This window comes from Streptomyces sp. SID5643 (assembly GCF_009872555.1).
GTDB classification, from domain to species: Bacteria; Actinomycetota; Actinomycetes; order Streptomycetales; family Streptomycetaceae; genus Streptomyces; species Streptomyces iakyrus.
The window spans coordinates 56,814-81,499 of record NZ_WWIC01000354.1; the positions used below are offsets into that span (position 1 = coordinate 56,814).

At 70.5% G+C, this 24,686-nt stretch carries 19 protein-coding genes; 11 read left to right on the forward strand and 8 right to left on the reverse strand.

Annotation, left to right across the window (positions count from 1 at the left end):
- Positions 1–13 precede the first annotated feature (13 nt).
- Together GTY56_RS37245 and GTY56_RS37250 are read right to left on the reverse strand one after the other, a co-directional pair.
- Entirely contained in the window at positions 14–1,396 is a 1,383-nt protein-coding gene (locus tag GTY56_RS37245; protein WP_346345671.1) for a DEAD/DEAH box helicase, read from the reverse strand.
- 208 nt (positions 1,397–1,604) lie between these two features.
- Entirely contained in the window at positions 1,605–1,778 is a 174-nt protein-coding gene (locus GTY56_RS37250) for a hypothetical protein (RefSeq protein WP_161369686.1), read from the reverse strand.
- Between the two features lie 158 nt (positions 1,779–1,936).
- Here GTY56_RS37250 and GTY56_RS37255 point away from each other — a divergent pair, with 158 nt between their 5' ends.
- Entirely contained in the window at positions 1,937–3,460 is a 1,524-nt protein-coding gene (locus tag GTY56_RS37255) for a helix-turn-helix domain-containing protein (RefSeq protein WP_161369687.1), read from the forward strand.
- Positions 3,461–3,567: 107 nt separating this feature from the next.
- Here GTY56_RS37255 and GTY56_RS37260 read toward each other — a convergent pair whose 3' ends face one another.
- Positions 3,568–4,896, reverse strand: coding sequence for an RICIN domain-containing protein (locus GTY56_RS37260; RefSeq protein WP_161369688.1), 1,329 nt, complete (start codon positions 4,894–4,896; stop codon positions 3,568–3,570).
- Between the two features lie 33 nt (positions 4,897–4,929).
- Positions 4,930–6,360 (reverse strand): endo-1,4-beta-xylanase, encoded by a 1,431-nt coding sequence (locus GTY56_RS37265; RefSeq protein WP_161369689.1) that lies wholly within the window; start codon positions 6,358–6,360, stop codon positions 4,930–4,932.
- Positions 6,361–6,837: 477 nt separating this feature from the next.
- On the opposite strand from GTY56_RS37265, the gene GTY56_RS37270 reads away from it, so the two are divergent.
- The 6 genes from GTY56_RS37270 to GTY56_RS37295 all read left to right on the forward strand — a co-directional run bounded on the left by GTY56_RS37270 (position 6,838) and on the right by GTY56_RS37295 (position 13,544).
- Positions 6,838–8,313, forward strand: coding sequence for a non-reducing end alpha-L-arabinofuranosidase family hydrolase (locus tag GTY56_RS37270; RefSeq protein WP_161369690.1), 1,476 nt, complete (start codon positions 6,838–6,840; stop codon positions 8,311–8,313).
- Positions 8,314–8,955: 642 nt separating this feature from the next.
- Positions 8,956–9,066, forward strand: coding sequence for a keywimysin-related RiPP (locus GTY56_RS37275; protein WP_107047813.1), 111 nt, complete (start codon positions 8,956–8,958; stop codon positions 9,064–9,066).
- 26 nt (positions 9,067–9,092) lie between these two features.
- Positions 9,093–10,937, forward strand: coding sequence for a lasso peptide isopeptide bond-forming cyclase (locus GTY56_RS37280; RefSeq protein ID WP_161369691.1), 1,845 nt, complete (start codon positions 9,093–9,095; stop codon positions 10,935–10,937).
- Between the two features lie 56 nt (positions 10,938–10,993).
- Positions 10,994–11,248 carry a lasso peptide biosynthesis PqqD family chaperone gene (locus tag GTY56_RS37285; RefSeq protein WP_161369692.1) on the forward strand — a complete coding sequence of 85 codons (255 nt, stop codon included), beginning with the start codon at positions 10,994–10,996 and terminating at the stop codon, positions 11,246–11,248.
- The gene (locus tag GTY56_RS37290; RefSeq protein WP_161369693.1) at positions 11,245–11,682 is read left to right on the forward strand and encodes a lasso peptide biosynthesis B2 protein; all 438 of its coding nucleotides are present in this window, start codon (positions 11,245–11,247) and stop codon (positions 11,680–11,682) included. Before GTY56_RS37285 ends, GTY56_RS37290 begins: the two co-directional genes overlap by 4 nt.
- The gene (locus tag GTY56_RS37295) at positions 11,679–13,544 is read left to right on the forward strand and encodes an ABC transporter ATP-binding protein (protein WP_161369694.1); all 1,866 of its coding nucleotides are present in this window, start codon (positions 11,679–11,681) and stop codon (positions 13,542–13,544) included. Before GTY56_RS37290 ends, GTY56_RS37295 begins: the two co-directional genes overlap by 4 nt.
- Before the next feature lie 45 nt (positions 13,545–13,589).
- Here the strand turns inward: GTY56_RS37295 and GTY56_RS37300 are convergent, their stop codons facing one another.
- Both GTY56_RS37300 and GTY56_RS37305 read right to left on the reverse strand, forming a co-directional pair.
- Positions 13,590–18,806 carry a family 43 glycosylhydrolase gene (locus tag GTY56_RS37300; RefSeq protein ID WP_161369695.1) on the reverse strand — a complete coding sequence of 1,739 codons (5,217 nt, stop codon included), beginning with the start codon at positions 18,804–18,806 and terminating at the stop codon, positions 13,590–13,592.
- Positions 18,807–19,044: 238 nt separating this feature from the next.
- Complete coding sequence (locus GTY56_RS37305) at positions 19,045–19,830, reverse strand: class I SAM-dependent methyltransferase (protein WP_161369696.1); 786 nt, start codon at positions 19,828–19,830, stop codon at positions 19,045–19,047.
- A 207-nt stretch (positions 19,831–20,037) separates the two neighbouring features.
- Between GTY56_RS37305 and GTY56_RS37310 the strand changes: the two genes are divergently transcribed.
- The 3 genes from GTY56_RS37310 to GTY56_RS37320 all read left to right on the forward strand — a co-directional run bounded on the left by GTY56_RS37310 (position 20,038) and on the right by GTY56_RS37320 (position 22,651).
- Positions 20,038–20,253, forward strand: coding sequence for a hypothetical protein (locus tag GTY56_RS37310; protein ID WP_161369697.1), 216 nt, complete (start codon positions 20,038–20,040; stop codon positions 20,251–20,253).
- Between the two features lie 188 nt (positions 20,254–20,441).
- Positions 20,442–21,221 carry a polysaccharide deacetylase family protein gene (locus GTY56_RS37315; protein WP_161369698.1) on the forward strand — a complete coding sequence of 260 codons (780 nt, stop codon included), beginning with the start codon at positions 20,442–20,444 and terminating at the stop codon, positions 21,219–21,221.
- A gap of 308 nt (positions 21,222–21,529) precedes the next feature.
- On the forward strand, positions 21,530–22,651 hold the full coding sequence (locus tag GTY56_RS37320) for an AI-2E family transporter (protein WP_202511238.1): 1,122 nt from the start codon (positions 21,530–21,532) through the stop codon (positions 22,649–22,651).
- A 40-nt stretch (positions 22,652–22,691) separates the two neighbouring features.
- Here GTY56_RS37320 and GTY56_RS41005 read toward each other — a convergent pair whose 3' ends face one another.
- Complete coding sequence (locus GTY56_RS41005) at positions 22,692–23,030, reverse strand: GNAT family N-acetyltransferase (protein WP_161369699.1); 339 nt, start codon at positions 23,028–23,030, stop codon at positions 22,692–22,694.
- Between the two features lie 66 nt (positions 23,031–23,096).
- Entirely contained in the window at positions 23,097–24,083 is a 987-nt protein-coding gene (locus tag GTY56_RS37330) for a pirin family protein (protein ID WP_161369700.1), read from the reverse strand.
- A gap of 89 nt (positions 24,084–24,172) precedes the next feature.
- Between GTY56_RS37330 and GTY56_RS37335 the strand changes: the two genes are divergently transcribed.
- Entirely contained in the window at positions 24,173–24,667 is a 495-nt protein-coding gene (locus GTY56_RS37335; RefSeq protein ID WP_346345670.1) for a carboxymuconolactone decarboxylase family protein, read from the forward strand.
- Positions 24,668–24,686: the final 19 nt, after the last annotated feature.

Below are 24,686 nucleotides of genomic sequence, written 5' to 3' on the forward strand. Positions count from 1 at the left end.
CGGGAAGCCGGTCTCAGCCGCTGCGCCGCACGCGGGCCGCCTTGCGGGCCTCCGCGAGCTTGCGGGCCTCGCTGCTCTTGCGGGACGACGACCTGCCACCGGAGCCGCTCTTCGCGTCCTTGGTGCTGCCCAGGCCGCCGAACGGGACGTTGTGGTTCTTGGGGCGGGGTACGGCCGGCCCGCCGTCGAGAGGCTTCCCGGAGGGTGCCTTGGCGCCGGTGATCCGGCTCAGCTGCGCCTCGCCGGACCGCACTTTGGTGACCTTGGGGGCGACGTCGGCGTCCGCCATGACCTGGCTCGTCTCGCGGCGCTGTCCCGGCAGGACGAGTGTCACGACGGTGCCGGAGCGGCCGGCCCGGGCCGTGCGGCCCGCGCGGTGCAGATAGTCCTTGGGGTCGTCGGCCGGGTCGACGTTGACCACGAGGTCGAGGTCGTCGACGTGCAGGCCGCGTGCGGCGACGTTCGTCGCTACCAGCGCGGTGATCTGCCCGTTCTTGAACTGGGCCAGGGTCCGGGCACGCTGCGGCTGGGACTTCCCGCTGTGCAGGGCGGCGGCGGCCACGCCGTTGGCCCGCAGATGCCGCGTGAGCTGGTCGACGCCGTGCTTGGTGTCCAGGAACAGCAGAACGCGGCCGTCCCGAGCGGCGATCTCCGTGGTCACGGCGTACCGGTCAGGGCCGTGCACGACGAAGACGTGGTGCTCGATCGCGGAGACGGCACTGGACGAAGGGTCCACCGAGTGGACGGCGGGGTCGCGCAGGTAGCGATGCACCAGTTGGTCGACGTCGCCGTCGAGGGTCGCGGAGAACAGCATCCGCTGCCCGTCGGGACGCACCTGGTCCAGGATGCCCGTGACCTGCGGCAGGAACCCCATGTCACACATCTGGTCGGCCTCGTCCAGGACCGTGATGCGCACCCGTCCCAGTCGGCAGCCCTTGCGCTCGATGAGGTCGTGCAGCCGGCCGGGCGTGGCGACGACGATCTCGGCGCCATCCCGCAGCACGGCGGCCTGGCGTCCGATGGACGCGCCACCCACCACGGTCGCGAGCCGCAGCCGCAGCGCCTCGCCGTACGGGGTGAGCTCCTCACCGACCTGCTGCGCCAGCTCCCTGGTGGGCACCAGAACGAGCGCCAGCGGCTCTTTCGGCTGCGCGCGCTGCCCGGCCGTCCGGGCGAGCATCCCCAGGCCGAAGGCGAGCGTCTTGCCGGATCCTGTGCGGCCCCGGCCCAGGACGTCCCGTCCCGCGAGCGCATTCGGCAGCGCCGCCGCCTGGATGGGGAAGGGCACAGTCACACCCTGCTCATCGAGCGCCCGCAGAACCTCGGCCGGCAACCCCAGCTGGGCGAAGGACGCCGCCGTGGGCACTGCCGAAGTGGCGCCCGACGCCTTGGACACATCGCCCTGCCGCCGGGCATCGGCACGTGTTGATTCGCTCACTGAAAGCCTTCCTCCGAAGGGACCGTACCGAGGAAGGCGCGGCAGGGACGCGGCCGCCGACCAGAGACACCCGACGGAGCACCGGCACAACGACACAGCAAAAGCGCAACGCTAGCACGGGGCCACACCGTCCAGAGCTCCCCGTGCTTCACCGAACTCACCGAACTCACCGGGCGATGATGCCGACGACGCAGGTGACCAGCAGGGTCATGCCGGCCATGGCAACCGTGAGGGGAACCGCGAGATGTGGGCGCGTGTGGACGGTATAGAACAACGCCCCGCCCAGCAGCAGGGTGAGCAGCAGGAGCAGGAGGACGATCAGCGCGACAGTGGTGGTCATGGGATTCCTCGGTCGGTCCGGTGCAGGTGACCGATCATGGAAGGCAGACGCGCGTTTCGGCACGCGCACACTGTTGCGACTTCACGCAACGGCACAGTGGGGTCGACGGAGGGAAGCGGATGTCACAGGGGGAGCTGGTTCCGAAGGGACCGCGCACGATGGTCTTCCAGAAGGACGTCGACAGAGCCAAGGTCGGACCGGAGCGTTATGAACTGGCTGTTGCCCTGCGCGATGTGGCTCAGCGCCTTGGAGTGTCCCTGAGTCGCTACGCGGTGCGCGTCCCGTGGGACCGATCCACACTTTCCCGATTCTTCAGCGGAGCGTTGGTACCTCCCGCCGAATTCGTCGAACAGCTCCTCGAGAACGGCGACCGGGAGACCGGGACCGAGTTGACGCCGGCCGCCAAGGACTTGGTGCGCACACTGCACCGGACCGCCCTGCGCGTCACGAGTCCGGCAAGTGGCGCCCTGCAGGACCTGCGGGACCAGCTGGCAGCTGCCGACCGGGAGAGCCGCCGGTTCCAGCAGGAGGCCCGACTCCTGCGGGAGGTGATCCGCCGCGCGCAAGAGCAACTCGACGAGCAACAGTTCCAGCTCCGGCAGTTGGAGAACACAGTGACCGCCGAGCGCCTGGCTCACCGCATCGAACTCGAGCAACGGTCCGACGCCTTCGAGGCCATGCGCACCGAACGGGATGCCCTGCGGGAGTCACTGGCTCGGTACAAGGCGGAACTGGAGGAAGCCCAGCGCCGCGCCCACGAAGCCGAGCTGCGGTGCGCCGGGCTGGAACGGCAACTGGAGACCGCCGAGACCGAAGCCGAGGAGTACGAGACTCGGGGTGAGGCCGCAAGCGCCTTGTCCCCCGAGACCCTCCGCGCAGCGACTCCGACCAGACGGTCCACGGCCGGTGACGGTGTCAGCTTTCATCTCGGCTTCGATGCGGCGCTGGGCGCCCGGCTCTGGCGGGCTCTTGACGAGCAGGCACCTGCACCGCTGTCCGAGGAGGAGCTGCGTGAAATGGTTCCGCGGCCCGGAATCTTCCAGCTGATCCGCAAGGTGCCGTACCTGTCACCGGAACTTGTCTACGTGGGCAGATCCGAGCGGCCCCTGCCGGACCAGCTCGACATCCTCCGCCGGAAGATCCTGGGCCGAAGAGGGATCCTCCCGGAGGAGATGTACTTCACTTCTCTGTACATCGAGGACGACCTGTCGGCAGTCGCCCCCGAGCGGCTCGTCATCAGGTATCTCAAGGAGGAGCACGGTGCCCGGCTCCCTTGGAACCTCAACGGGTTCGGCAACAAGGACGCGGGCCGGGAGCGGGACCATTCGGAACTCAGCTCCCGGCATTTCAACATGGTCCACCCGATCGACCTGGACTGGGCCCTCCCCCACGACGACGGAACGCTTCGAACGTACCCCCCGAAGGACTTCGCCGACTTCGTCAAGGCAGGGCTCCCCTACCGTTTCAGGCACACGCTGGGACCCGACTACCTGGAAGCCGCTCCGCTGGTGGTTCCGGAGGGTCCGTTGTCCGCGGACGCGGCGTTCCGGCTTCTCGCTCGGAGCCTCGGCGACACGTGGCAGATCAGCGCGCTCAAGGGGCACGTACTCCTGTACCAGGAGCACACGCAATACCCCAATGCAGTCCGCTACTACCGCGGCAAAAGCGTGCGGAACGCCTGACGTCATGGAGCTCCCACGTCGGTCTGTGCCGGTCATACCCCTGGACGGTCGTATCGAACGGAGTGGAGCCAGGATGATCCCTGACTCCACTCCGTGGTGCGGGCGCATCACTGGAACTGCGCGAAGAACCTCCAGATCTCTGCCTTGGTCCAGGTGGTGACGCCGCTTTCGTTGGACGAGCCGTCGACCGGGCCGGGTATGTGGCCTCCGTCGAACGCGGCCCACTGGACCGGGTATCCGGCACGGCAGCCCGAGTAGGTGGTGGTGATGTGCGTCCGGCTGCCCGGGGCGGGCTCGCGCGGGCTTTGGGCGGTGCAGCCGTTGTTGGCGACGAACTTGTCGCGCAGGGACCGTCCTTGCCCGATGCCGAGGACGTTGTCGCCGATGCCGTGGATTCCGAAGTAGGCGATGGGCTGGGTGCCGCCGGAGCAGCCGCTGATCTGGGCGCCGGAGATGACCGCCACGGCCCTGAAGACGTTCGCACGGCTGCATGCCAGTGCGTAGCTCATACCGCCGCCCCAGCTGAATCCCGTGGCGAACCGCTGCGCCGGGTTGACACAGAGGCCGCCCTCGATGCGCCGGATCATGTCGTCGACGAAGGTGACGTCCTCACCACCCGCGTTGCCCCAGCCGTTGCCGAGGCCCTGGGGGGCGACGAGGATCGCGGTGTTGTTCGACTGTTCCTGCTGGCCGTAGTAGGACCAGGCGTTCCCGCTCGTGCCGCCCGAGGCGACGTCACCGGCGGTTCCGCCCCGCCAGTGGAACGCGAAGATCAGCCGGTAGCGGTGGCTGTTGTCGTAGTTGGCGGGAACCCTGAGGATGAAGCTGCGGCTCTTGCCGCCGCTCTGGATCGTGTGCGTACCGCTCGCCAGCGTCGGGGCGCTGCCGCATCCGCCGCCGCCACCGGACGACAGCTTGACCAGTGACCATTGCTGGTTGGCGCCGCCCCAGTCGGTGTACTGGACGACGTTGCCGCCGTCGGCGGTGGAGGCGCCCTGCACCTCCACCGCCTTGCTGCTGGTGCGGTTGACCAGCCGGACGTGGCCCCCGTCGGAGTCGGCCAGGCGGAACTGCTGGTTGGCCCCGTTGTGGTCGGCCCACTGCTGGATCGCGGCACCGTCTGCGGTCGAGGCGCCTGCCACGTCGAGGACCTTGCCCGAATGCCGGGCCTTGAGGCGGTAGAAGCCACCTCCGGAGTCCACGAACTGCCACTGCTGGTTGGCGCCGTCGGTGCGCGTCCACTGGCTGACCCGCGCGCCGTCGGCGGTGGACTGGCCAGAGACGTCCAGCGCCTTGCCGCTGTTGCGATTGACCAGGACGTACCAGGCATTGGTGTCCACCGTCGCCGCCTGGGCGGGCGGCGGATCCACCGCGCTGAGCATGCCGATCGCGAGGGTCGCCGCCACCACGGCGGCGACCCGTGACCACCAGGTCATCGATGCCTCCTTTTCGTTGGTGGGCCGGACTTGTCAGGTGCGGGTCCAGCGCTGGTTGCCGCTGTTCGAGCAGGAGTAGAGCTGGATCAGGGTGCCGTTGGCGGTGCCGCTCGCCACGGCGTCGAGGCAGAGGCCGGACTGGACGCCGACGATGGTTCCGTCGGAGTTGAGGCGCCACTTCTGGTTGTCGCCGCCCCAGCAGCCGTAGATCTGGACCTTGGTGCCGTTGCCGGTGCCGGCGGCGTCCAGGCACTTGTTGCCGTAGACCCTGAGCTCGCCGGCGGAGGTGTACGTCCACTGCTGGTTGGTGCCGCTGTGGCAGTCCCACAGCTGGAGCTGGGTGCCGTCGGTGGTACTGGCGCTGGGCACGTCCAGGCAGCGGCCCGAACCGACGCCCTTGATCGTTCCGCCCTCCGTAGGGGGCGTGGTGGAGCCGCCGTTGAGTGCGTTGAGGACGGCGGTGTATGCGGGCTTCTTGCTGCCGTTGCCGTTGAACAGCAGCGGCGTTTGCTCCGCTCGCCAGGAGTCGGTGTCGCGCACACCCCAGACGGTGATGCCGAGGCAGCGCGGGACGGCCAGGCAGTCGTTGGTCACGCTGGCGTAGGTCGAGGCCGGGGCGCCCTGGATGTCGAGTTCGGTGATGGCCACGTCGACGCCGAGGGCGGCGAAGTTCTGCAGGGTGGTGCGGAAGTTGCTGTTGTAGGGGCTGCCGTTGTTGAAGTGCGCCTGGAAGCCGACGCAGTCGATCGGTACGCCGCGCTGCTTGAAGTCCCTGACCATGGCGTACATGGCCTGGGTCTTGGCCCACGTCCAGTTCTCGACGTTGTAGTCGTTGTAGCAGAGCTTGGCGGCCGGGTCGGCGGCGCGCGCCGTGCGGAAGGCGACCTCGATCCAGTCGTTCCCGGTGCGCTGCAGGTTGGAGTCGCGCCGGGCTCCTGAACTGCCGTCGGCGAACGCCTCGTTCACGACGTCCCACTGGGCGATCTTGCCCTTGTAGTGGGCCATCACGCCGTTGATGTGGCCGATCATCGCCTGGCGCAGTGCGCTGCCGCTGAGGGCCTGCATCCAGCCGGGCTGCTGGGAGTGCCAGGCCAGGGTGTGACCGCGCACCTGCTTGCCGTTCTGCACCGCCCAGTTGTAGACACGGTCACCGGCGGCGAAGTTGAACTGGCCCCGCTGCGGCTCGGTGGCGTCGATCTTCATCTCGTTCTCGGCCGTGACCGAGTTGAACTCGCGGTTCGCGATCGTCGTGTACGTCGAGTCGCCCAGCCTGCCCGAGGCGATGGCGGTGCCGAAGTAGCGGCCGCTCTGCGCCGCCGCGGCACCGAGGGTGCTCTCCGCCGCATGTGCGGTCGGTGGCACGACCAGTGCGGTGACCACACCGAGGACACCGACGATCAGCGCCAACAGCAGACTTCGGGTCTTCCGGCGAATGGCCGGTCCGGGAAGGGCGTACGAGCCCATGGCTCTGCCTCCAAAGTAGAGATGAGGGGGGACCGCCACGCGGCGTCGCGTATCTCTCCACCTGCGCGACGAGTGCTTCGGGTGCGTTGATCGGTCGTGCAGCTGTGCGTGGATCTGCCGTGCCCCGCAGATTGCGCAGGTCGAGGCGGTTCGATATTTCGAACTATGGCCGGTACCTAGACACGGATGATTGAGGGATTGACGATGCATCGTCAATACTCACGACAGAGGAAGTTTCGGCTTCCGGTCCGAAGATTTCGGCATCCCGGTGAGCTCGTCGGCCATCCCATCACCGACTCCGGCGGGCGCGATATGTGGCCAGATCGGCAACAGCCCTTGACCAGAGGGCCTCATATTCCTAGCTTGTGGCGTCGAAGCTTCCGGGAATTGCGCGAAATGTTTCGAGCTTCCCTGCCTCCTGGCAGTTCGCTCTGCGGTTCATCGGGCTCACCCCCACCCCCGAAGGAGTGCCTTCTGATGTGGTTTCGCCACACGTCCCCGCTCCGCCCAAGACGCTTACTCGCCGTCCTCGCACCCTTGCTGCTCGTGGCCACCTTCCTCGGTGCCCAGCCCGCCAGCGCGGCGACCGTGGACCCCAACGCCTCGTACGTGCTGGTCAACCGCAACAGCGGCAAAGCCCTCGACGTCTACAACCTGGCGACCGGCGACGGCGCCCGCATCACCCAGTGGACGAGGAACGACCAGGTCCAGCAGCAGTGGCAGTTCGTCGATTCCGGGGGCGGCTACTACCGCATCAAGTCCCGGCACTCGGGCAAGGTGCTGGACGTCCACAACTGGTCCACCGCGAACGGCGGCTCGATCGTCCAGTGGACCGACACGAACGCCACCAACCAGCAGTGGCGGCTGGCCGACAGCTCCGACGGCTACGTGAGGCTCATCTCGCGCCACAGCAACAAGGCCCTCGAAGTGCAGGGCGCCTCCACCGCCGACAACGCGAACATCGTCCAGTACGACGACTGGGGCGGCACCAACCAGCAGTGGCAGCTCGTCAAGGTCGGCGCCGACAACCCCGGCCCGTGCGGTCTTCCGTCGACGTACCGCTGGACGTCGACGGGCGCACTGGCGCAGCCCAAGTCGGGGTGGGCCTCGCTCAAGGACTTCACGGTCGTCCCCTACAACGGCAAGCATCTCGTCTACGGGACGGCGCACGGCGCCCCGGGAACGGGAGTGGGCTGGCGCTCGATGAACTTCACCCCGTTCACCAACTGGTCGGAGATGGCCTCGGCCGGCCAGAACACGATGTCGAACTCCACGGTCGCGCCCACGCTCTTCTACTTCGCGCCGAAGAACATCTGGGTGCTCGCCTACCAGTGGGGGAGGACCGCCTTCTCCTACCGGACGTCGAGTGACCCCACCAACCCGAATGGCTGGTCAGCCGAGCAGCCTCTCTTCTCCGGAAGCATCGCGGACTCCGGAACCGGGCCCATCGACCAGACGCTCATCGCCGACGGGTCGAACATGTACCTGTTCTTCGCCGGTGACAACGGCAAGATCTACCGGGCCAGCATGCCGATCGGGAACTTCCCGGGCAGCTTCGGCTCGACCTCGACCGTGATCATGAGCGACACGAAGGAGAACCTGTTCGAAGCCCCGCAGGTCTACAAGCTGCAGGGCCAGAACCGCTACCTCATGATCGTCGAGGCGATCGGCTCGCAGGGCCGCTACTTCCGCTCGTTCACGGCCACCAGCCTCAACGGCTCATGGACACCCCAGGCCGCGACCGAGAGCAATCCCTTCGCCGGCAAGGCCAACAGTGGCGCCACCTGGACCAACGACATCAGCCATGGCGAACTGATCCGCACCAGCGCCGATCAGACCATGACCGTCGATCCCTGCAATCTGCAGTTGCTCTACCAGGGGCGCAGCCCCAACTCCGGTGGTGAGTACGCTTATTGGCCCTACCGTCCGGGTCTGCTGACCCTGCGTCGCTGACGGTGTGACACGAGTCCGGCTCCGGCAGGGAGCCGACGTGGCGGGCTCGGTCGGAGGCCGAGCCCGCCCGGGCACCCTCCCGGCCAGTCGTGCAGCCCGGTCGGCGGCGGCTGCGACATGAACCGCTCGACGCGGGCACAGAAGTTCACCCGGAACGCCGAGGGCACACCCGTCGCCCTCGGCGTTCACCTGTCCGCACCCTCAGGGGTGTCGCCATGATGCGGACCGCACCCTGGCGGCGTCCCGGCCGGAACGCCGCGGTGCACGCCGTGGGCGCGGAGTGCGCCCCGGCGGCGCCTGTCCGAGGGCGCTGTCGGACGCATCGTGGCAGGTGCCGCGGACAACTGCCGGACGGCAGGTCGAAACGTTCCTTCGAGCATGCGCACAGCCGGGGCCACAGCACCGCGCCGCGCCGGCACCGGCGGAACGAGCGCGGGCGCACAACCACGGGGGCTCGGATTCTGCATATCATCCGAGCTTCGCAAAGGCTCTTGCCTCCATCTCACGCTCTGCAGCTAGCTGGTGATGCGTCCGCTTCCCGGCCCGGGCTCCCGATGAGCCCGTGCCGACCGGCAGCACCTGGCCCGGTCCATGTCCGTCGGTCAAGGGGGCGGTCGGCGCATCCGCACGTGAGGAGTGGTCATGAAGAAGGCTTACGAGGCACCGACGCTCGTCCGGCTCGGCACCTTCCGGAAGGAGACGGGGCTCCTGCAGCGCTCCGGCAACGACCGGCTGATCCTGAGCAAGAACTGACGACCGACGGTCCTTGACCCGACGTCATGACTGAACTGCACGAAAGTGCGGGGACGGGCCCCGGCGACGCGCACTTCGCGGTCTTCACCGACCGTGCGGACGCGGCCGCCGCGGCCCGCTCCTTCGCCCGCCCCGGTAGCCGGACCCTCGCGCACGCCTCGGGCCGGCCCTGGCTGGTCGGCCACTGGCACGACGACGACATCGTCACGGCGAGCGCCGGCAGTGCCTCCCTCGCCGTCGTCGGCTGCTGCCCGATCGACGCCGGCGAACTGCGGCGCCGTGCCGAGCGGCTGCGTGATCTCGCCGAGCTCGACGCACTCGCCCGGTCGCTGCCCGGCAGCTTCCACCTCGTCGGCGCTCTCGACGGGCGGATCAGAGCACAGGGCACCGCCTCAGGGCTGCGGCTCGTCTTCCACGCGGAGATCGGCGGCGTGCGCGTGGCCGCGACCCGCGCCGACACCCTGGCCACCGTCCTGGGCCTGGAGCCCGACCTGGCGGAACTGGCCGTGCGGCTGCTGTGGCCCGCCCCTTATCCCCTGTCCGAGACGTCGATGTGGCGTGCGGTCACCGCCGTTCCCCCACAGGAGGCCGTGGTCGTCGCCGCGGACGGCCGCACCGTACGGCACACCCGGTGGTGGACGCCGCCGGAGCCGGTCCGCCCGCTCGCCACGGCGGCGCCCCTGATCCGGACGGCGCTGGAGGAGTCCGTCGCCGCGCGAACCCGGCAGGGCGGCGTGGTCAGCTGTGACCTCTCCGGGGGGCTGGACTCCACCTCCGTCTGCTTCCTGGCCGACCGCTCCCCCGCCCGCGTGGTGGCCAGTACCTGGCCGGGACGGGATCCGGCGGACACCGACCTGCGCTGGGCCGAGCGGGCGATGGGACACCTGCCGGACGTCGAGCACGTGGTCTGGGACGCCGACGCCTCGCCGCTGGTCTACGACGACCTGCTGGGCATCGACGACCTCCTCGACGAACCCACCATCGGCGTCATGGACCGCTCCCGTGTCCTGCACCACCTGCCCGGACTCGCCGCCCGCGGCAGCCGGTTGCACCTGACCGGCATCGGCGGCGACCACGTGGCGTGGTGCTCCGAGGCCTACTACCACCGGCTGCTGCGCACCCGTCCGCTGTTCGCCCTGCGCCAGTTGCGCGGCTTCCGGGCGCTGTGGCAATGGCCGCTCGGCGGCACACTCCGGGCTCTCGTCGACACCCGGTCGTACGGGGAGTGGCTCGCCGGCGCCGCCGGTGACCTGCGGGGGCCGTTGCCGCCGTCCGTCGCGACCGGTCTCGGCTGGGGCATGGCCCCGCGCCTGTTCGACTGGGTGACACCGGAGGCCGAGCGGATGGCCCGCAGGGCCGTTCTCGATGCCGCGGCGACGGCTTCGCCGCTGCATCCGGACCGCGGGCTCCACACCGACCTGGAACAGATCCGCTCGTGCACCCGCGTCATCCGGCAGTGGGACCGGATGGCGGCCCGCGCCGGCCTGCCGATGGCCTCGCCCTTCCTCGACGACCGGGTCGTCGAGGCGTGTCTGGCCGTACGCCCCGGCGAGCGCGTCACGCCCTGGCGGTACAAGCCCGTGCTGGCCGCCGCGATGCGCGGGATCGTGCCCGAGGAATGCCTGCGGCGCAGCAACAAGGCCACGGCCTCCATGGACGCCTCCAACGGACTGCGTGAACACCGCGCCGATCTGCTGGCCCTGTGGGAGGACTCACGGCTGGCGGAGCTGGGCCTGGTGGACGGCGCCGCGCTGCGGCGCCTCGCCCGCCGGCCCGCCTCCCCGGGGCTCACCGACGCCATCCTCTACTCCACGATCGCCGCGGAGGTGTGGCTGCGGGGACGTGCTCGCGCCCGCGTCCCGCACCCCTGACGGCATCCTCCTTCCAGACACGTCAGATACATCAGACACCTCAGAAAGGCCCTCACATGCCCCTGCGGTTCGGCGACAACGTCTCCACGGCCGAGACCGACTACGGCACCGTACTGCTGGACGAACAGGGCGGCGCCTACTGGGAGTTGAACCCGACGGCCACCTTGGTGGTGCGGGCGCTGCTGGACGGCGGCGCCGAGGCGGACGCGGCCGCCGCCCTGGTCCGGGAGTTCGACATCGACCCGGCCCAGGCCCGGCAGGACGTCGAGACGCTCGTACGGGAGCTGCGCGCGTCGGGGCTCGCCTCGTGACGACGCCCAGCGCGCTCGAACGGCCCACGGGTGTGCCCCTGGGCCGGCGTCTTGCCGCCCGCCTCGTCCTGCTGCCCGCCGTCGCCCTCGCCCTGCTGCCGCCCCGCCACATCCGCACCGTGCTCGGCATCCTGCGGCGGGGCGCGGCGCCGGCGACCACAGCGCAGGCCCAGAACGCACGCGACGCCATGTGCGCCGTCAGCCTGCGCTGCGCCGGGCCGAAGGGGTGCCTGCCCCGCTCCCTGGGAGCGGCTCTCGTGTGCCGGCTCGGCGGAACATGGCCGGTCTGGTGCACCGGCGTACGGGTCACACCGCCCTTCACCGCACACGCCTGGATCGAGGCCGAAGGCCGTCCCGTCGGCGAGGGAGTGCCACAGGGCTACTTCGCCCGGCTCGTGGCAGTCGACCCGCTGCCGCCGTCCCCCGGCCGATGACCGGCACGACCGTCCCCGGCGGCGACCGGACCGCGGTCGCCGCAGCCGAGAAGTCACCCGCAGTGGCGGCCGACAGGTCGACCCTGGCGGCGGTGGCCACGGTGTACCGGCTCACCGCCGGGCATCGGAGCGCCATCGCCGTCGCCTGCGTACTGACCCTCGTGGGCTCCGCCCTGGGACTGGCCCAGCCCCTCGTCGCCAAGCGGGTCGTGGACGCGAGCGGCCACGGGCAGGTCATCTGGCCGCTGCTGGTCCTCCTGGGCGCGCTGTTCGTCGTCGAGGCGGCGACGGGGGCGGCGGGGCGCTTCCTCCTGGAGCGGATGGGCGAAGGTGTCGTACGGCAGCTCCGGCACGGGCTGGTGGGCCGGCTGCTCCGGCTGGAGATGAGGGAGTACGACCGCCACCGCGGCGCCGACCTCATCTCCCGGGTGACGGCCGACACCACCTTGCTGCGGGAAGTCGTCTCGCAGGCGCTGGTCGACCTCGTGACGGGAACCCTGGTGGCGGCCGGGGCGATCGCCCTCATGGCGTGGCTGGACTCCCTGCTGCTGCTCCTGGTCGTCGCGACCGTGGCCGCCTCGGCCGTGGTGGTGGCCTCGCTGCTCGCCGGCATCAGAAGCGCGTCCGAACACATGCAGAACGCGGTCGGTACCGTCGCCGCCGATCTGGAACGCGCCCTGAGCGCCCTGCCGATGGTCCGTGTGCACCGCGCTGAGGAGCGCGAGGCGGCCGGCATCGGCGCCCGCGTGGACGCGGCCTACACGGCGGGGGTGCGCACCGCGAAGCTCGCCTCCGTGATGAGCTCTGCCGTCGAACTCGCCGTCCAGGGCTCCTTCCTCATCGTCCTGGTCGTCGGCGGCCTGCGGGTGGGCGGCCGGGCCGGCTCCCTCGGTGACCTCGTCGCGTTCCTGCTGTACGCCTCGTTCCTGGTCCTGCCGCTGTCCTCCGTCTTCCGCGCGATCGGCCTCATCCAGCGCGGGATGGGCGCCTACCAGCGCATCGACGAGGCACTCCGCCTCCCTGTGGAGCCCACCGCACCAGCGAAACCGCCTGTCCGCGCAACCGCACCGCTCGCGGCCGGACCGTCCGGTGCCCGGGAGCAGCCCGTCCTCGCCCTGCATGACGTCCACTTCGGCTACGACCCCGGGCGGCCCGTTCTCCGGGGGGTCTCGTTCGCCGTCCCCCAGCGTCGGCAGGTGGCCCTGGTGGGCCGGTCGGGTGCCGGCAAGAGCACGGTGTTCGCCCTGATCGCGAGGTTCTACGAACCGGATGCGGGCACCTTGCTGTTCGACGGGCGGCCGGCGACGGAACGCACGCGTGGCGACTGCCGCCGGGGCATCGCCGTCGTCGACCAGAACACTCATGTGGTGCGCGGGACCCTGCGCGACAACATCACCTACGCCGTGCCCGACGCCACCGAGGCGGAGATCCGGCGTGTCGTCGAACTGGCCCGGCTCGAAGAGGTCGTCGACCGGCTGCCCGGCGGGCTCGCCGCCGTCATCGGTGACCACGGCGGCAACCTCTCCGGCGGTGAACGTCAACGGGTCGCCCTCGCACGCGCGTTGCTGGCCCGTCCCGCGTTGCTCCTGCTGGACGAGCCCACCTCCCACCTCGACGCGATCAACGAATCGGCGCTCACCACCGTCATGAAGGACATCGCCCAGGAGTGCGCCCTGCTGGTCATCGCCCACCGGTTGTCCACCGTGCAGCACGCCGACCACATCGTGGTGCTCCAGGACGGCCGCACGGCCGCCGGCGGACGCCACGAGGAACTGCTGGCCGGCAGCGCCCTCTACCGCGAGCTGGCCGCGAGCCAGATGCTCCGGGCGGCGGGTGGGGGAAGCACAGAGGACGGCGCCTGACGGACAGCTGTCCGTCAGGCGCCCCTACCGGTGACGGGGACCGGTCTAGGGCCGGTGGTCTCCCACGGTGATGACGCCCTTCGTGCCGGCGCCGGTCCTGTTGTCGTAGACGATGTCGCCGGTGGACTTCTTCCAGATCCTGATGCGGAAGGTGTCCGGGCGGTCCGTGGCGGTGACTCGGAAGGCGTAGCCCCTCTTGCCGCCGACCGTGCCGCTGCCCTGGTACACGGCCCGGGAGCCGTTCACCACGAGCCAGTCGGAGCCGGTGGAGCGGAAGATGAGCTTGGCCGGACCGAAGACGAACGTGGCCTTGCCGGTGGGGACGGTGGCTCCCTTCCGGTACTGGGCGGCCAGGGTGAACGCCGCCTTCCCGGTCAGCCCCGGCCCGGCCGGGTAGGCACCGGCCGGCGAGGGGATCGTGCCGGCGCCGGCCACGGGACCGGCCGTCCGGTCGTAGACGATCAGTTCCGGGAGTGTGGTGGTGTCCGTGCCGCCGTCGTCGTCGGTGACCGTGACGACCGGGCGGTGGATGCCCGCGTCGTCGTAGACGTGTGCGGCCCGGCAGCCGGAGCCGTTGACCGTGCCGGTGGCCGGCCGGCTGCCGTCCTTCCAGTCGACCTTGCAGGTGTGGCGGTCGCTCGTGCCCGGGTCGTCGAAGGACGCGGTGACGACGGCGGCCTTGCCCACCGAGAGGGGCGAGCCGGGGCCCTTGGCGGAGGTGATCGACGGGTCGGCGTTGGAGACCTTGGCGGTCACCGTGTCGGTGCCGCGTCCGCCGGTCAGGGTGACCTGGAAGGTGCCGTCGTCGGTGCAGGTGAGGGTCGTGCGGGCCGCTGCGGGCTCCTTGACCGCGCACGGGGCGCCGTCCTGGACGGTCCACTTCGGGCTGCCCGCCCCGGAGACGGTGCCGGCGAGGGTGATCGCCCCGCCTTCGCTGCCGGTGACGTCCGGCCCGGCGTGGACGACGGTGACCGGGTCGATGCCGCCCAGGGTCGGAACGACCTTCTCGATCAGGCCGTCGGGCCCGAACTCCAGTTTGTCGATGGTGGTTTCGCGGTGGGTGCCGTCACCTCCGGGGATGGCGAAGCGGTGGTAGGCGATGTACCAGTCGTCGGTGTTCGGGACGTGGACGACGGAGTGGTGGCCCGGGCCCTTGATGCCCAGGGACAAATCCTTCTCCAGGATCACGCCCCGCTTGGTCCACGGTCCGGTGGGCGAGGGACCGGTCGCGTAGGCGACGCGGTAGTTCTCGTCCCGGGTGTCGTTCTCCGACCACATGAAGTAGTAGGTGCCCTTGCGCTTGATGACGAAGGTGCCCTCGTTGTAGCCGCTCGGGGTGATGTCCGTGACCTTCGAGGTGTCGACGGAGGTCATGTCGTCGCCCAGCGGGACGACGTAGGCACGGCCGTTGCCCCAGTACAGGTACTGCTTGCCGTCGTCGTCGGTGAAGACCGCCGGGTCGATCATCTGGCCGCGGAAGTCACCGGCCTTCAGCAGCGGCTTGCCCAGGGCGTCCTTGAACGGCCCGGTGGGCGAGTCGGAGACGGCCACGCCGATGTTCGCGTCGGCGCAGAAGTAGAAGTAGTACTTGCCGTCCTTCTCCGTCATCGCGGGCGCCCAGGCCCTGCTGTCCGCCCAGCCGACGTCCGGCCCCAGGTCGAGGATGACGCCGTGGTCCTTCCAGTGGACCAGGTCCTTCGAGGAGTAGGCCTTGAACTGCGTGCCGCTCCAGCCCTCGAAGCCGTCGGTCGTCGGGTAGAGGTAGAAGGTGTCGCCGAAGCGCACGATGTCCGGGTCGGCGTTCAGACCCGGCAGGACCGGGGTCTTCATGATCAGCGCCGAGACCTTCCAGGTGCGCTTCTTGCCGTCGGACCCGGTGACCTCGTACGTCACGGGCTCGGTGAGGTCACGCACGCTGCCGGACGCGGGGCTGATCGTCGCGCCCTCGGCGAGCGTGAACTCCGGAGCCAGGGCGGTGAGATCGGTGCCCGCCTTCATCGGCAGGGTGATCGTGCCGGCCGCGTTGTCGACGAGGGCGTCGACCTTGAGCGCCGGGTGCGTCACCTTGGCGATGCCCGCGGTGTTGCCGCTGAGTCGCATGACCTCGGTGCCGGTGAGGGCACGGTCGTAGATGCGGAAGTCGTCGACCTCGCCGCCGAAGGAGGGGTCGGCCGCGTACAGGGAGCGGCCGATGTAGCCGCTGTGGTCCTTGGCCGCGTCGTACAGCTCGGACGGCTTGATGGTGGTGGTCGTGCGGGCCGCCTCGACGCCGTCGGCGTACAGGATCATCGTGCCGGTGGCGCCGTCCAGCGTCACCGTGACGTGCCGCCACTGGCCGGGCGTGAGCTGCGAGCCGGCCGTGAGCTTGGACTCCGCCGACCAACTCGCCTTGGTGATGGCCGAGTAGAGGCTGGAGCCGCCGTTGGAGGGGGTGGCGAACAGGTACTTGTCGCTGTCGGGTCCGAGCCCGAACAACCACTGGAAGCTGCCGCCGCCCTTCCACTTGGCGTACGTCGACACCGTCACGCTGCCGGCGTTCTTCAGCACGCCGTTCGGGATCCTCACGTACGGCGAGTCGGAGCCGCCGGACATCTTGAACGAGCCGCCCTCCACACCGGTGCCGAAGTCCGGCGTGCGGACGTACGTGCCGTGGTGGCCGTGCCCGCTGGAGTCACGGGCGATGCTGCCGCCCGCCTCGTCGAAGTCGTAGTGCAGCAGGAGGCCGGCCGGGATGTCCGGTCCTTCCTCGGACACGGTGACCTCGGCCCGGACCGGGACCGCGGCGCCGCTCGGCAGGCTGCCGGTGACCGTGAAGGTGCCGGGCCGGGCGTACTTCGAGGCCGGGACGTCCTCCCAGTCGACGGAGACGGGCCGCTTGGCACCGTCGGCGTACTCGGCGATCACCGTGGCCGGCAGGACCGGGGCGTCACCGACCCGGGTCTTCACCGACACGTCCTCGACGCTCTTCACGATCTGGTCGGGTTGGTAGGCGCGCAGCAGCCGGTCGTACTCGGCCTGGGTGACCGGCAGCACGGTGCCGTGGCGGGGCTTGGCCGGGAGGTCGTAGCCGGTGGAGGGGGTCCAGGTGCCGGAGTCGAGGTCGGTCGTCTCGAAGGGGATGTAGCCGCGGCCGCCGAACTCGTCGAGGAAGGCGTACCACTTCTCCTCGGTGTTGGACTTGAACACCAGCGGTCCCTCGGCGGCGTTCATCGCGCCCTTGCCGATGCCCTCGGCGACCGGGGTCCAGGCCGGGCTCAGGATCGAGTCGCTCTTCTCCTGGAAGATGAACTTGCTGTTGGGGGTGGAGGAGGTGTTGTTCCGCTCGTCCTTGGAGAGGCGGTAGTACGTGCCGTCGTGGCGGATCATCGTGGAGTCGATGACCGAGTAGCCGCGGTCGATCCAGACCTTGGGCTCGCTGAAGGTGTGGAAGTCGCGGGTGGTGGCGTACATCATGCGGTTGTACGTGTCGCCGGAGTGGTCGGCGTTGTCGTACAGCTTCGACGCCCAGAAGACGACGTACTCGCCGCGCTCGGCGTCGTAGAACGCCTCCGGCGCCCAGGTGTTGCCCGCGCTGTCGGGTGAGACCCTGACCAGGCGCTGGTTCGTCCAGTGCACCAGGTCGGTGGACTCCCAGACCATGATGGACTTGCTGCCGGTGCGCTGGGAGGCGTCCCAGTCGCCGTTGCCGTAGATCCGGAGGTCGGTGGCGATCTGGTAGAACTTGTCGCCCTCCGGGGAGCGGATGATGAACGGGTCGCGCAGGCCCTTCTCTCCCAGTGTGGAGGTGAGGACCGGCTTGCCGTCGTTCAGTTCGCGCCAGTGCAGCGGGTCGTTGCCCTTGCTGAGGGCGGCGTAGAGCTGTTCGCCGTCCGAGGTGCCCTCGCCGGTGAAGTAGCTGAACATGTAGCCCTTGAGGGCCGCCTCGGCGGGCAGTTCGGGCACCTTGGCCGTCATGACGCGGGTGGCCTTCGCCTCGCCCTTGGTGACGGTGGCGGTCAGTTCGACGGTGGTGGCACCGTCTCCGTGCGCGGGACGGTGGACCTCGCCGTCGGCGGAGACGACGTCCGGCTTCGCGGAGGACCAGGTGACGGTCGTGGCGTAGGTGCCGGTGCCCGGCAGGGTGAGGTTGCCGCGGGCGTCGTCGAGGTTGTGGACCGTGAGCGCCTCCGCGGCCTCCCGGGTGGCGGCGGCGTCGTCGAGCGCGGGCCGGACCGTGACGCCGAAGGTCTTGGTGCCGGTCACGGTTCCCTTCTTCAGGGTCGCCGTGAGGGTGGCGCGGCCGTCGGGTGAGCCGGCCTCGGGGCGGGTCACCTTGCCGGCGGCGGACACCACGGACGGGTTGTCGCTGGCCCAGGTGATGGCGGAGCCGCCCGCCGGGCCGGTCTTCGGCAGGTCCAGATCGGAGGTGACGCCGCTGGTGTCGCCGAGGCTGAGGGCCTCCTTGTCGTCGGCGACGCCCTGCGTGGCGACGGGGAGGGAGAGCTGCTCGGCCTCCGAGCCGTCCAGGGCACGGTCGTACACCCGGAAGTCGCGTATCCGGCCCTTGAAGAGGTTGTCGCCGTCGTAGACGGATCTGCCGACGTAGTTGGCCTTGGTGATGCCGGAGCCGATGGCGCCCGGCGTGGTGGTGACCGAGGTATTGCGGCCCACCTCGACGCCGTCCTCGTAGAGCACGCCCGTGGAGCCGGTCTGGGCGTAGGTGATGTGTTTCCACACCCCGCGGGTCAGGTTGTGGGAGTCGGACGGCTTGGTGGTCTGCTCGGTCGACCAGTTGCCCGTCGCGACGGAGGTGCGGAAGGAGTTGCCGGTGGTGAACAGGTAGCCGTTGCCGCTGCCCGCGCTGGTGTTGCCGAAGCCGTAGAGGAAGTAGGGCGTGCTCTGGGCGGGGTCGATCAGCACGTCCATGGAGACGGTGATCGCGTTCATGCCCTTCATGACGTCGTCCGGCACCTTGATGTAGGTGTCCGACCCGTTGAAGGCGAGCCCCTGGCCGGATGCGGACCAGTCGGCGGTGCCGCTGACCGTGCCGTCGCGGCCGTTGCCGGAGGCGTCGGGCACGGTGCCGCCGGAGCCGGCGTCGAGCTTGTACCACAGCGCCAGGCCGTCGGTGATGTCCGCGGCTTCGGCCGTCGGGGCCGCCGGTGCGGCCTGTGCGGAGGCGACGGGTCCGGCGAGGGTGAGCAGCATCGACGCGGCGGTCAGTCCGGCGAGATGGCCCGCCCGGCGTCTCGCGCGGCTGCGGAGTCGTGCGGCGTGCGTCATGTCGAGGTTCCCTGCTGAGGCATGGCTGATGACGGACAAGGCAGCGGTACGGAAAAGAGGGAGGAGCCGACGAGGCGACGGCATGTCCTTGCCGTGGGCCTGCCGTTACACGCACGTGAAGTGTGTTGCGAGAGTTTCAGTCGGTACCCGGGGCAGCGTCAAGAGGTTTCGAACAATGTCCGACTGGCCGAACAGAGCCGTCCGACTCGTGGTGGTTCACCGGGCCGGACGGGGCGGTTCAGTCCGCTTGGCCCCTCGTGGCCACAACGGCCCAGGTGCGGTGCGGAACGTGGATCACCTCACCGGGGAAGCGGTCGTCCAGCACCCGGCGGAGGGCTTCGTCGAAGCGTTCCACTTCCTCCGGCGGCAGGCTCGCCCCCACCCCGGCACTGGCCCGGATCCGCCCCCGCCACGCCTCCGGCGGATACGGCACGGCCACGTCGAAGGAGAAGGTCTCGATGCCGGTGAAGCCCGCCGTGGCCAGGTCGGTCAGCCAGCGCGGGTGCAGACCGGTGCCGCCGCCCAGCGTCCAGGCCGGGTTGAAGGAGAGGATCAGCTCCTCGGTCGCCTCGACCACGTTGCCCGGCAGGGGCAGCCAGTCGAAGTGGGCGACGACCACCCGCCCGCCCGGCCGCAGCAGCCGCCGTATCTCCGCCGTGGCCCTCGGCGCGTCGAACCAGTGCCAGCACTGGCCGGCCGCCACCACGTCGTACGACCCGTCCGGCAGTCCCGTCGACTCCGCCGTGCCCACGCGGTAGCGGGTCTCCACCCCGGCCTCCCGGTCGAGCTCGCGGGCCTGCTCCAGCAGCGGCGCGGCCGGGTCGAGGCCGGTCACCCGTGCCCCCGCCTGCGCGAACAGGCGGGCCAGGGCGCCGGTGCCGGTCCCGAGGTCGAGTACGTCCTTGCCGGGGAAGGCGATGCCGTGCCGGTACAGGTGGGTGACGATCTGCGGTGGGAAGCCGGCGCGGTGGCGGCCGTAGTCCTGCGCGGTGAGTCCGAAGTCAGGACGGAACGTGCTGGTCATGACGGGGCTGCCTTCCTCTGGGTGATCGCGGTTCCAGGATCCGGCATCGATCAGGGCCGGAAACCCGGGTTCTCGGGACGAGAACGGGTGTCTCATGATCATCGCCCGGGCGACGCGGCGTCCCCGGCTGTGTCGAGCGGGCCGGCGCGGAGGGGTTCAGCCATGCTGGGGCGGGTGGCACCCCTCCCCCACGACAAGGAGCCCCGCATGACCACGGATTCCCTCGCCCGCTTCCTTGCGGCTCTGGACCCGGAGCACCGCGAAGCGGTCGGCACCAGGCCGCGCCAGGAGCAGGAACAGCTCGCGGCGGCCTGGGAACGGGAGCTGGAAGCGGACGACGAACTCGACACCCTCGACGAGCTCTCGCCCCCGGCGGCCGAGGCCGAAGCGGCCCGCCGCGTACTGGACCGCGAAACCGGCTGAGGCACCCTGGGACAACCCCACCAACGCCCTGCCACCAGCCCGCCACTGCTTCGAGACCGCCGCAGGGCCGTCGTGACACCGCCGGGCAGCGGGATTGTCCGTGATCGGTAACAGACGGATCCGCCGGCCGCCGGCCGCCCTCTTGCCGTGTGCACGGGCACCACGGCGACGGCGAAGGAACAGCGGACATGGTGGGAAACGGCGGACGGGGATGGTACGCCAAAGTGCTGGCAGCGGCGCTCGGGGTGACCGCGGTGGCCGGTCTGACCTCGTTCTGGAACGCGCACCTCGGTTCCGGCGAGGGCCGGCCCGACCGGGGCGTCGCGGCGCCTCCCGCCGCGTCCGAGGGCCGGAAGGCGGCGTCCGTGCCGGCGGGCATCGTGCACGCCTCGGACGCCGGTTCCCGGGGCGTCAACATCACCATCGACGACGGACCGGACCCCGTCTGGACGCCTGAAGTGCTCCAGGTCCTGCGGGACAACGGTGTGAAGGCCACGTTCTGCATGGTGGGCACGCAGGCTCGCGCCCACCCCGGCCTGGTCAAGGCGGTCGTGGCGGCCGGGCACCGGCTCTGCGACCACACGGTCTCGCACGACGTCACCATGGATCACAAGTCCGAGGCCTACCAGTCGGAGCAGATCAGGGACGCCGAGCGCATGATCACCGAAGCCTCCGGAGGTGTCCGCCCGCTGTACTACCGGGCTCCCGGAGGGGCCTTCACCCCCTCCAGCCGTCACCTCGCCGCGTCCCGCGGCATGCGCCCGCTCGGCTGGAACATCGACTCCAAGGACTTCGAGCGCCCCGGTGCGAACGCCATCGTCGCCACGGTCAAGAACGAGATCTCCAACGGCCCGACCCTCCTCTTCCACGACGCTGGAGGAGACCGCTCGCAGACCGTCGCCGCACTGCGGCAGCTCCTGCCGTGGCTGAAGGAGCAGGGGTACTCCTTCGGTTTCCCCGTGCGCTGAGGGGTCCGTCCGGAGGAGGCGGGGCGCGGGCAGACCGCGCCGGGCGGGACGCGGGGACCACGTCGTGGAACGCCCGGATCAGCCGGGGATGTTCCGGGGTCCGTTCCACGCCGGCACGCGCGTGTGGGGGGGGGTGAGCGGCTGCCCGCTCGGGGCGCCGACGGTCGACTCCGCCTCGACGGTGGCCAGGCCGGGAGTGACGACGGCACGCTGCCCGGCGTGGCCCGTCCGGCCCGGCGGTACCGGCCTTCGGGGGAATTCCGGGCGTGCCCCGCGGTCCGCCGGGTCCGGGGTGGTACGGGCATGAGATGTCGACGCCCCCCGATCCACCCGCCTCGGCGCTGCCGCGCCCGGACGACGCCGAGTCGCGGGTACCGGACGTGCTGCGGACCGCCGCCGCGTACGCCTGGCGGCTGATCGCGGTCGGCATCGTCGTCCGCTTCGCCTTCTCGGTGCTCGGGGAGTTCCACCGGATCGCCGTCGCCGTGTTCCTCGGTCTCGTCATCACCGCGGTGCTCCGCCCGGTGGCCGGTCTGCTGGCCCGGTTCATGCCCCGGCCGCTCGCGGTCGCCGCCGCGCTCCTCGCCGGCATCGTCCTCGTCCTCGGGGCGCTGGCCCTGGTGGGTGAGACCGTGGCCGACCAGCGGAGCGGGCTGGAGAAGGAGTTCGTGGCCGGGATCGACCGGATCGAGCGACGGCTGGAGGAACCGCCCTTCCGGCTGCCCGCGGACGCGTTCGACGACCTCCAGTCCCGGATCGGCAAGCTCCTGTCCGACCACCGCTCCACCGTCATCAGCACGGCGGTCAGCGGCGCGAGCCGGCTGGTCGAGGTGCTGACCGTGCTCGCGCTGGCCCTGTTCTGCGCGGTCTTCTTCACGCACTCCGGTGAGAGGCAGTGGCAGTGGCTGTGCGATCAGCTTCCCGTCCGGGCCCGGCAGCGGTTCGCGGTCGGGGCCGGGGCGGCCTGGCGGACCTTCACCGGTTACACGCACGGCATCCTGCTGGTGGCGGCGACCAACGCGGTCCTCGTCGGAATCGCCCTGTTCGCCCTCGGGGTGCCGCTGGCCGTGCCGTTGGCCCTGCTGGAGTTCCTCGCGGCGTTCATCCCGCTGATCGGCTCGCCCATCGCCCTGGCGGTCGCCGCCGTCGTCGCCCTGGCGTCGAAGGGGCCGCTGATCGCCCTGGTGGTCGTGGCCCTGATCGTGGTCATCGGCCAGATCGAGGGCCACCTCTTGCACCCGATCGTGATGAGCTGGGCCGTCCGGCTGCACCCGGTGGTGGTCGCCTTGGCGGTGGTGGGCGGGGCGGTGGCGGCCGGGGTGATCGGGGCGGTGGTGGCCGTACCGCTGGTGGCTGTCGTGTGGTCCGTGTACCAGGCGCTGCGGGGCGGTACGGGTGGTCCGGCCCGGGGCGCCGCTCCGGCGGACTGAGCCGGTACGGGCGCCCCGGTCTCACAGCGCGCCCTTCTTCTCAGGGCATGCGTTCCTTCAGCCATTCCAGGACGTCCGGCGTCACGGGGTCGGTGATGTCGGCGAACCCGTCATGGCGCTTGAGGTACGCCGCGACGTACGGGCAGACCGGCACGATCCGCTTGCCCGACGCGCGCACGTCGGCGAGTGCCTGCCGGACCAGCTCCCCGGCCAGGCCCTGGCCGGCGAAGGCGTCGTCGATCTCGGTGTGGAAGAAGACGCGCTGCTGCCCGCGGTCGCGGTAGGCCGTCAGCCCGGCACGGCGTCCGTCGACCAGGATCGCGTACAGCTGCTCGGTGTCCGACCGCTGGACGGAAGGAACGGCGGAGGGCTCGCTCATCGGGTGCCTTTCATGTGGGTGTGGCAGGGGGACTTGGGCGGCGCGGGTGCCCGGCCCGTCGAAATCTCAGCGGCGGGCGGGGTTCCCGCGCGGTGTGATGACGGCGTTCGGCAGGGCGGGCGCGGGCAGGCGGCGTCCGGGGTGGCCCTCGACGGCGCCGAAGCGGTCGGAGCCGGCCTGCCAGTCCTCCCGGGCCCGGACGATGTCCTCGTGGCTGCGGCCGATGAAGTTCCACCACATGACGATCTCCTCCTCGAAGGGAGGGCCGCCGAGCAGGACGGTGCGCGCGGGCGCGTCGGACTCGTTGGCCACCGTCAGGGTGTCGGTGCCGCAGGGGACGTAGCCCAGTTCCGCCGGGCGCAGCGGGGTGCCCATGAGGCGGACGTCCCCGCTGTCGACGAGGAGGCCGTGCTCGAATGCGGTGTCCACGGCGAGGGTGAGCGTCGCGTGCGGTTCGAGGACGATCTCGGCGCCGAGCAGGGGCGTGAACGTCCGCACCGGTGAGGTGCTGCCGGCGAGCGAGCCGAGGAACACCTTGATCTCGGCGCCGTCGGCCCGCACGGGGCGCGGCACGTGGTGCTGGAAGTCCCGGGCGGCGTTCCGGTGCTCCTCGGGCAGTGCCACCCACAGCTGGACGCCGTGGAGGACGGTGGTGTCCGGGGTGGAGACCTCCGAATGGGCGATGCCGTACCCGCCGGTCATGAGGTTCATCTCGCCGGGCCGGACCAGGGCGTGGGTGCCGAGGGAGTCGCGGTGTTCGATCTCACCGCTGAACAGCCAGCTGACCGTCTGAAGACCGGTGTGCGGATGCGGGGGCACGTCCATGCCCGTCGCACCGGCGTCGACCGGGCCGTAGTGGTCGGCGAAACACCAAGCCCCGATCAGTGTCCTGGCCCGCTGCGGCAGTGTCCGGCGTACGAGCAGGGCCCGTGGTCCGCCCAGGGGCACGTCGCGCGCCGACAGCACGTCGATCCGGGGTGCCGTGCCCGGACGGTCGCCGTCGACGGCCGTTCCGCACCTCAGCGCGGCCGGGTCGGTTTCGACATTGCTCACCGGGACCACCTCTCACCCATTCTAGTTGTCACATCAACTAGGATATGCCACGGAGGCCGACTGACGGCCACAGCGCAGGGAGGCGTGGAGTGAGCGACGGAACCACCGGTCCGGCGTCCCGGAGGATCTTCATCGACAAGCAGAGCCCCAAGGCCTTCAACGCCCTGGTGCAGACCTCGGAGGCGGTCCGGGCGACGGCCGCCGAGGCAGGGCTCGACCGGACGACGGTGGAACTGGTCAACCTCCGCGTCTCCCAGCTGAACGGCTGCGCCTTCTGCCTCGACTTGCACACCAGGAAGGCCCTGCGCGCGGGCGAGTCGTCGCAGCGGCTGGCGGTGCTGCCGGCCTGGCGGGACACCGAGCTGTTCACCCCCGTCGAGCGCGCGGCGCTCGGACTCGCGGAGGCGGCGAACGATCCGGCGGACACCGCGGCGCAGTCGGACGCCTACGTGACGGCCCGGCAGGTGCTGACCGAGGACCAGATCTCCGCCGTGATCTGGGTGGCGATCACCATCGGCGCGTTCAACCGGGTGTCGGTCCTGAGCCGGCATCCCGTGCGGCCGCAGGCGCCGGACCGGCCGTGAACGCGCCGAGGACAGGGCA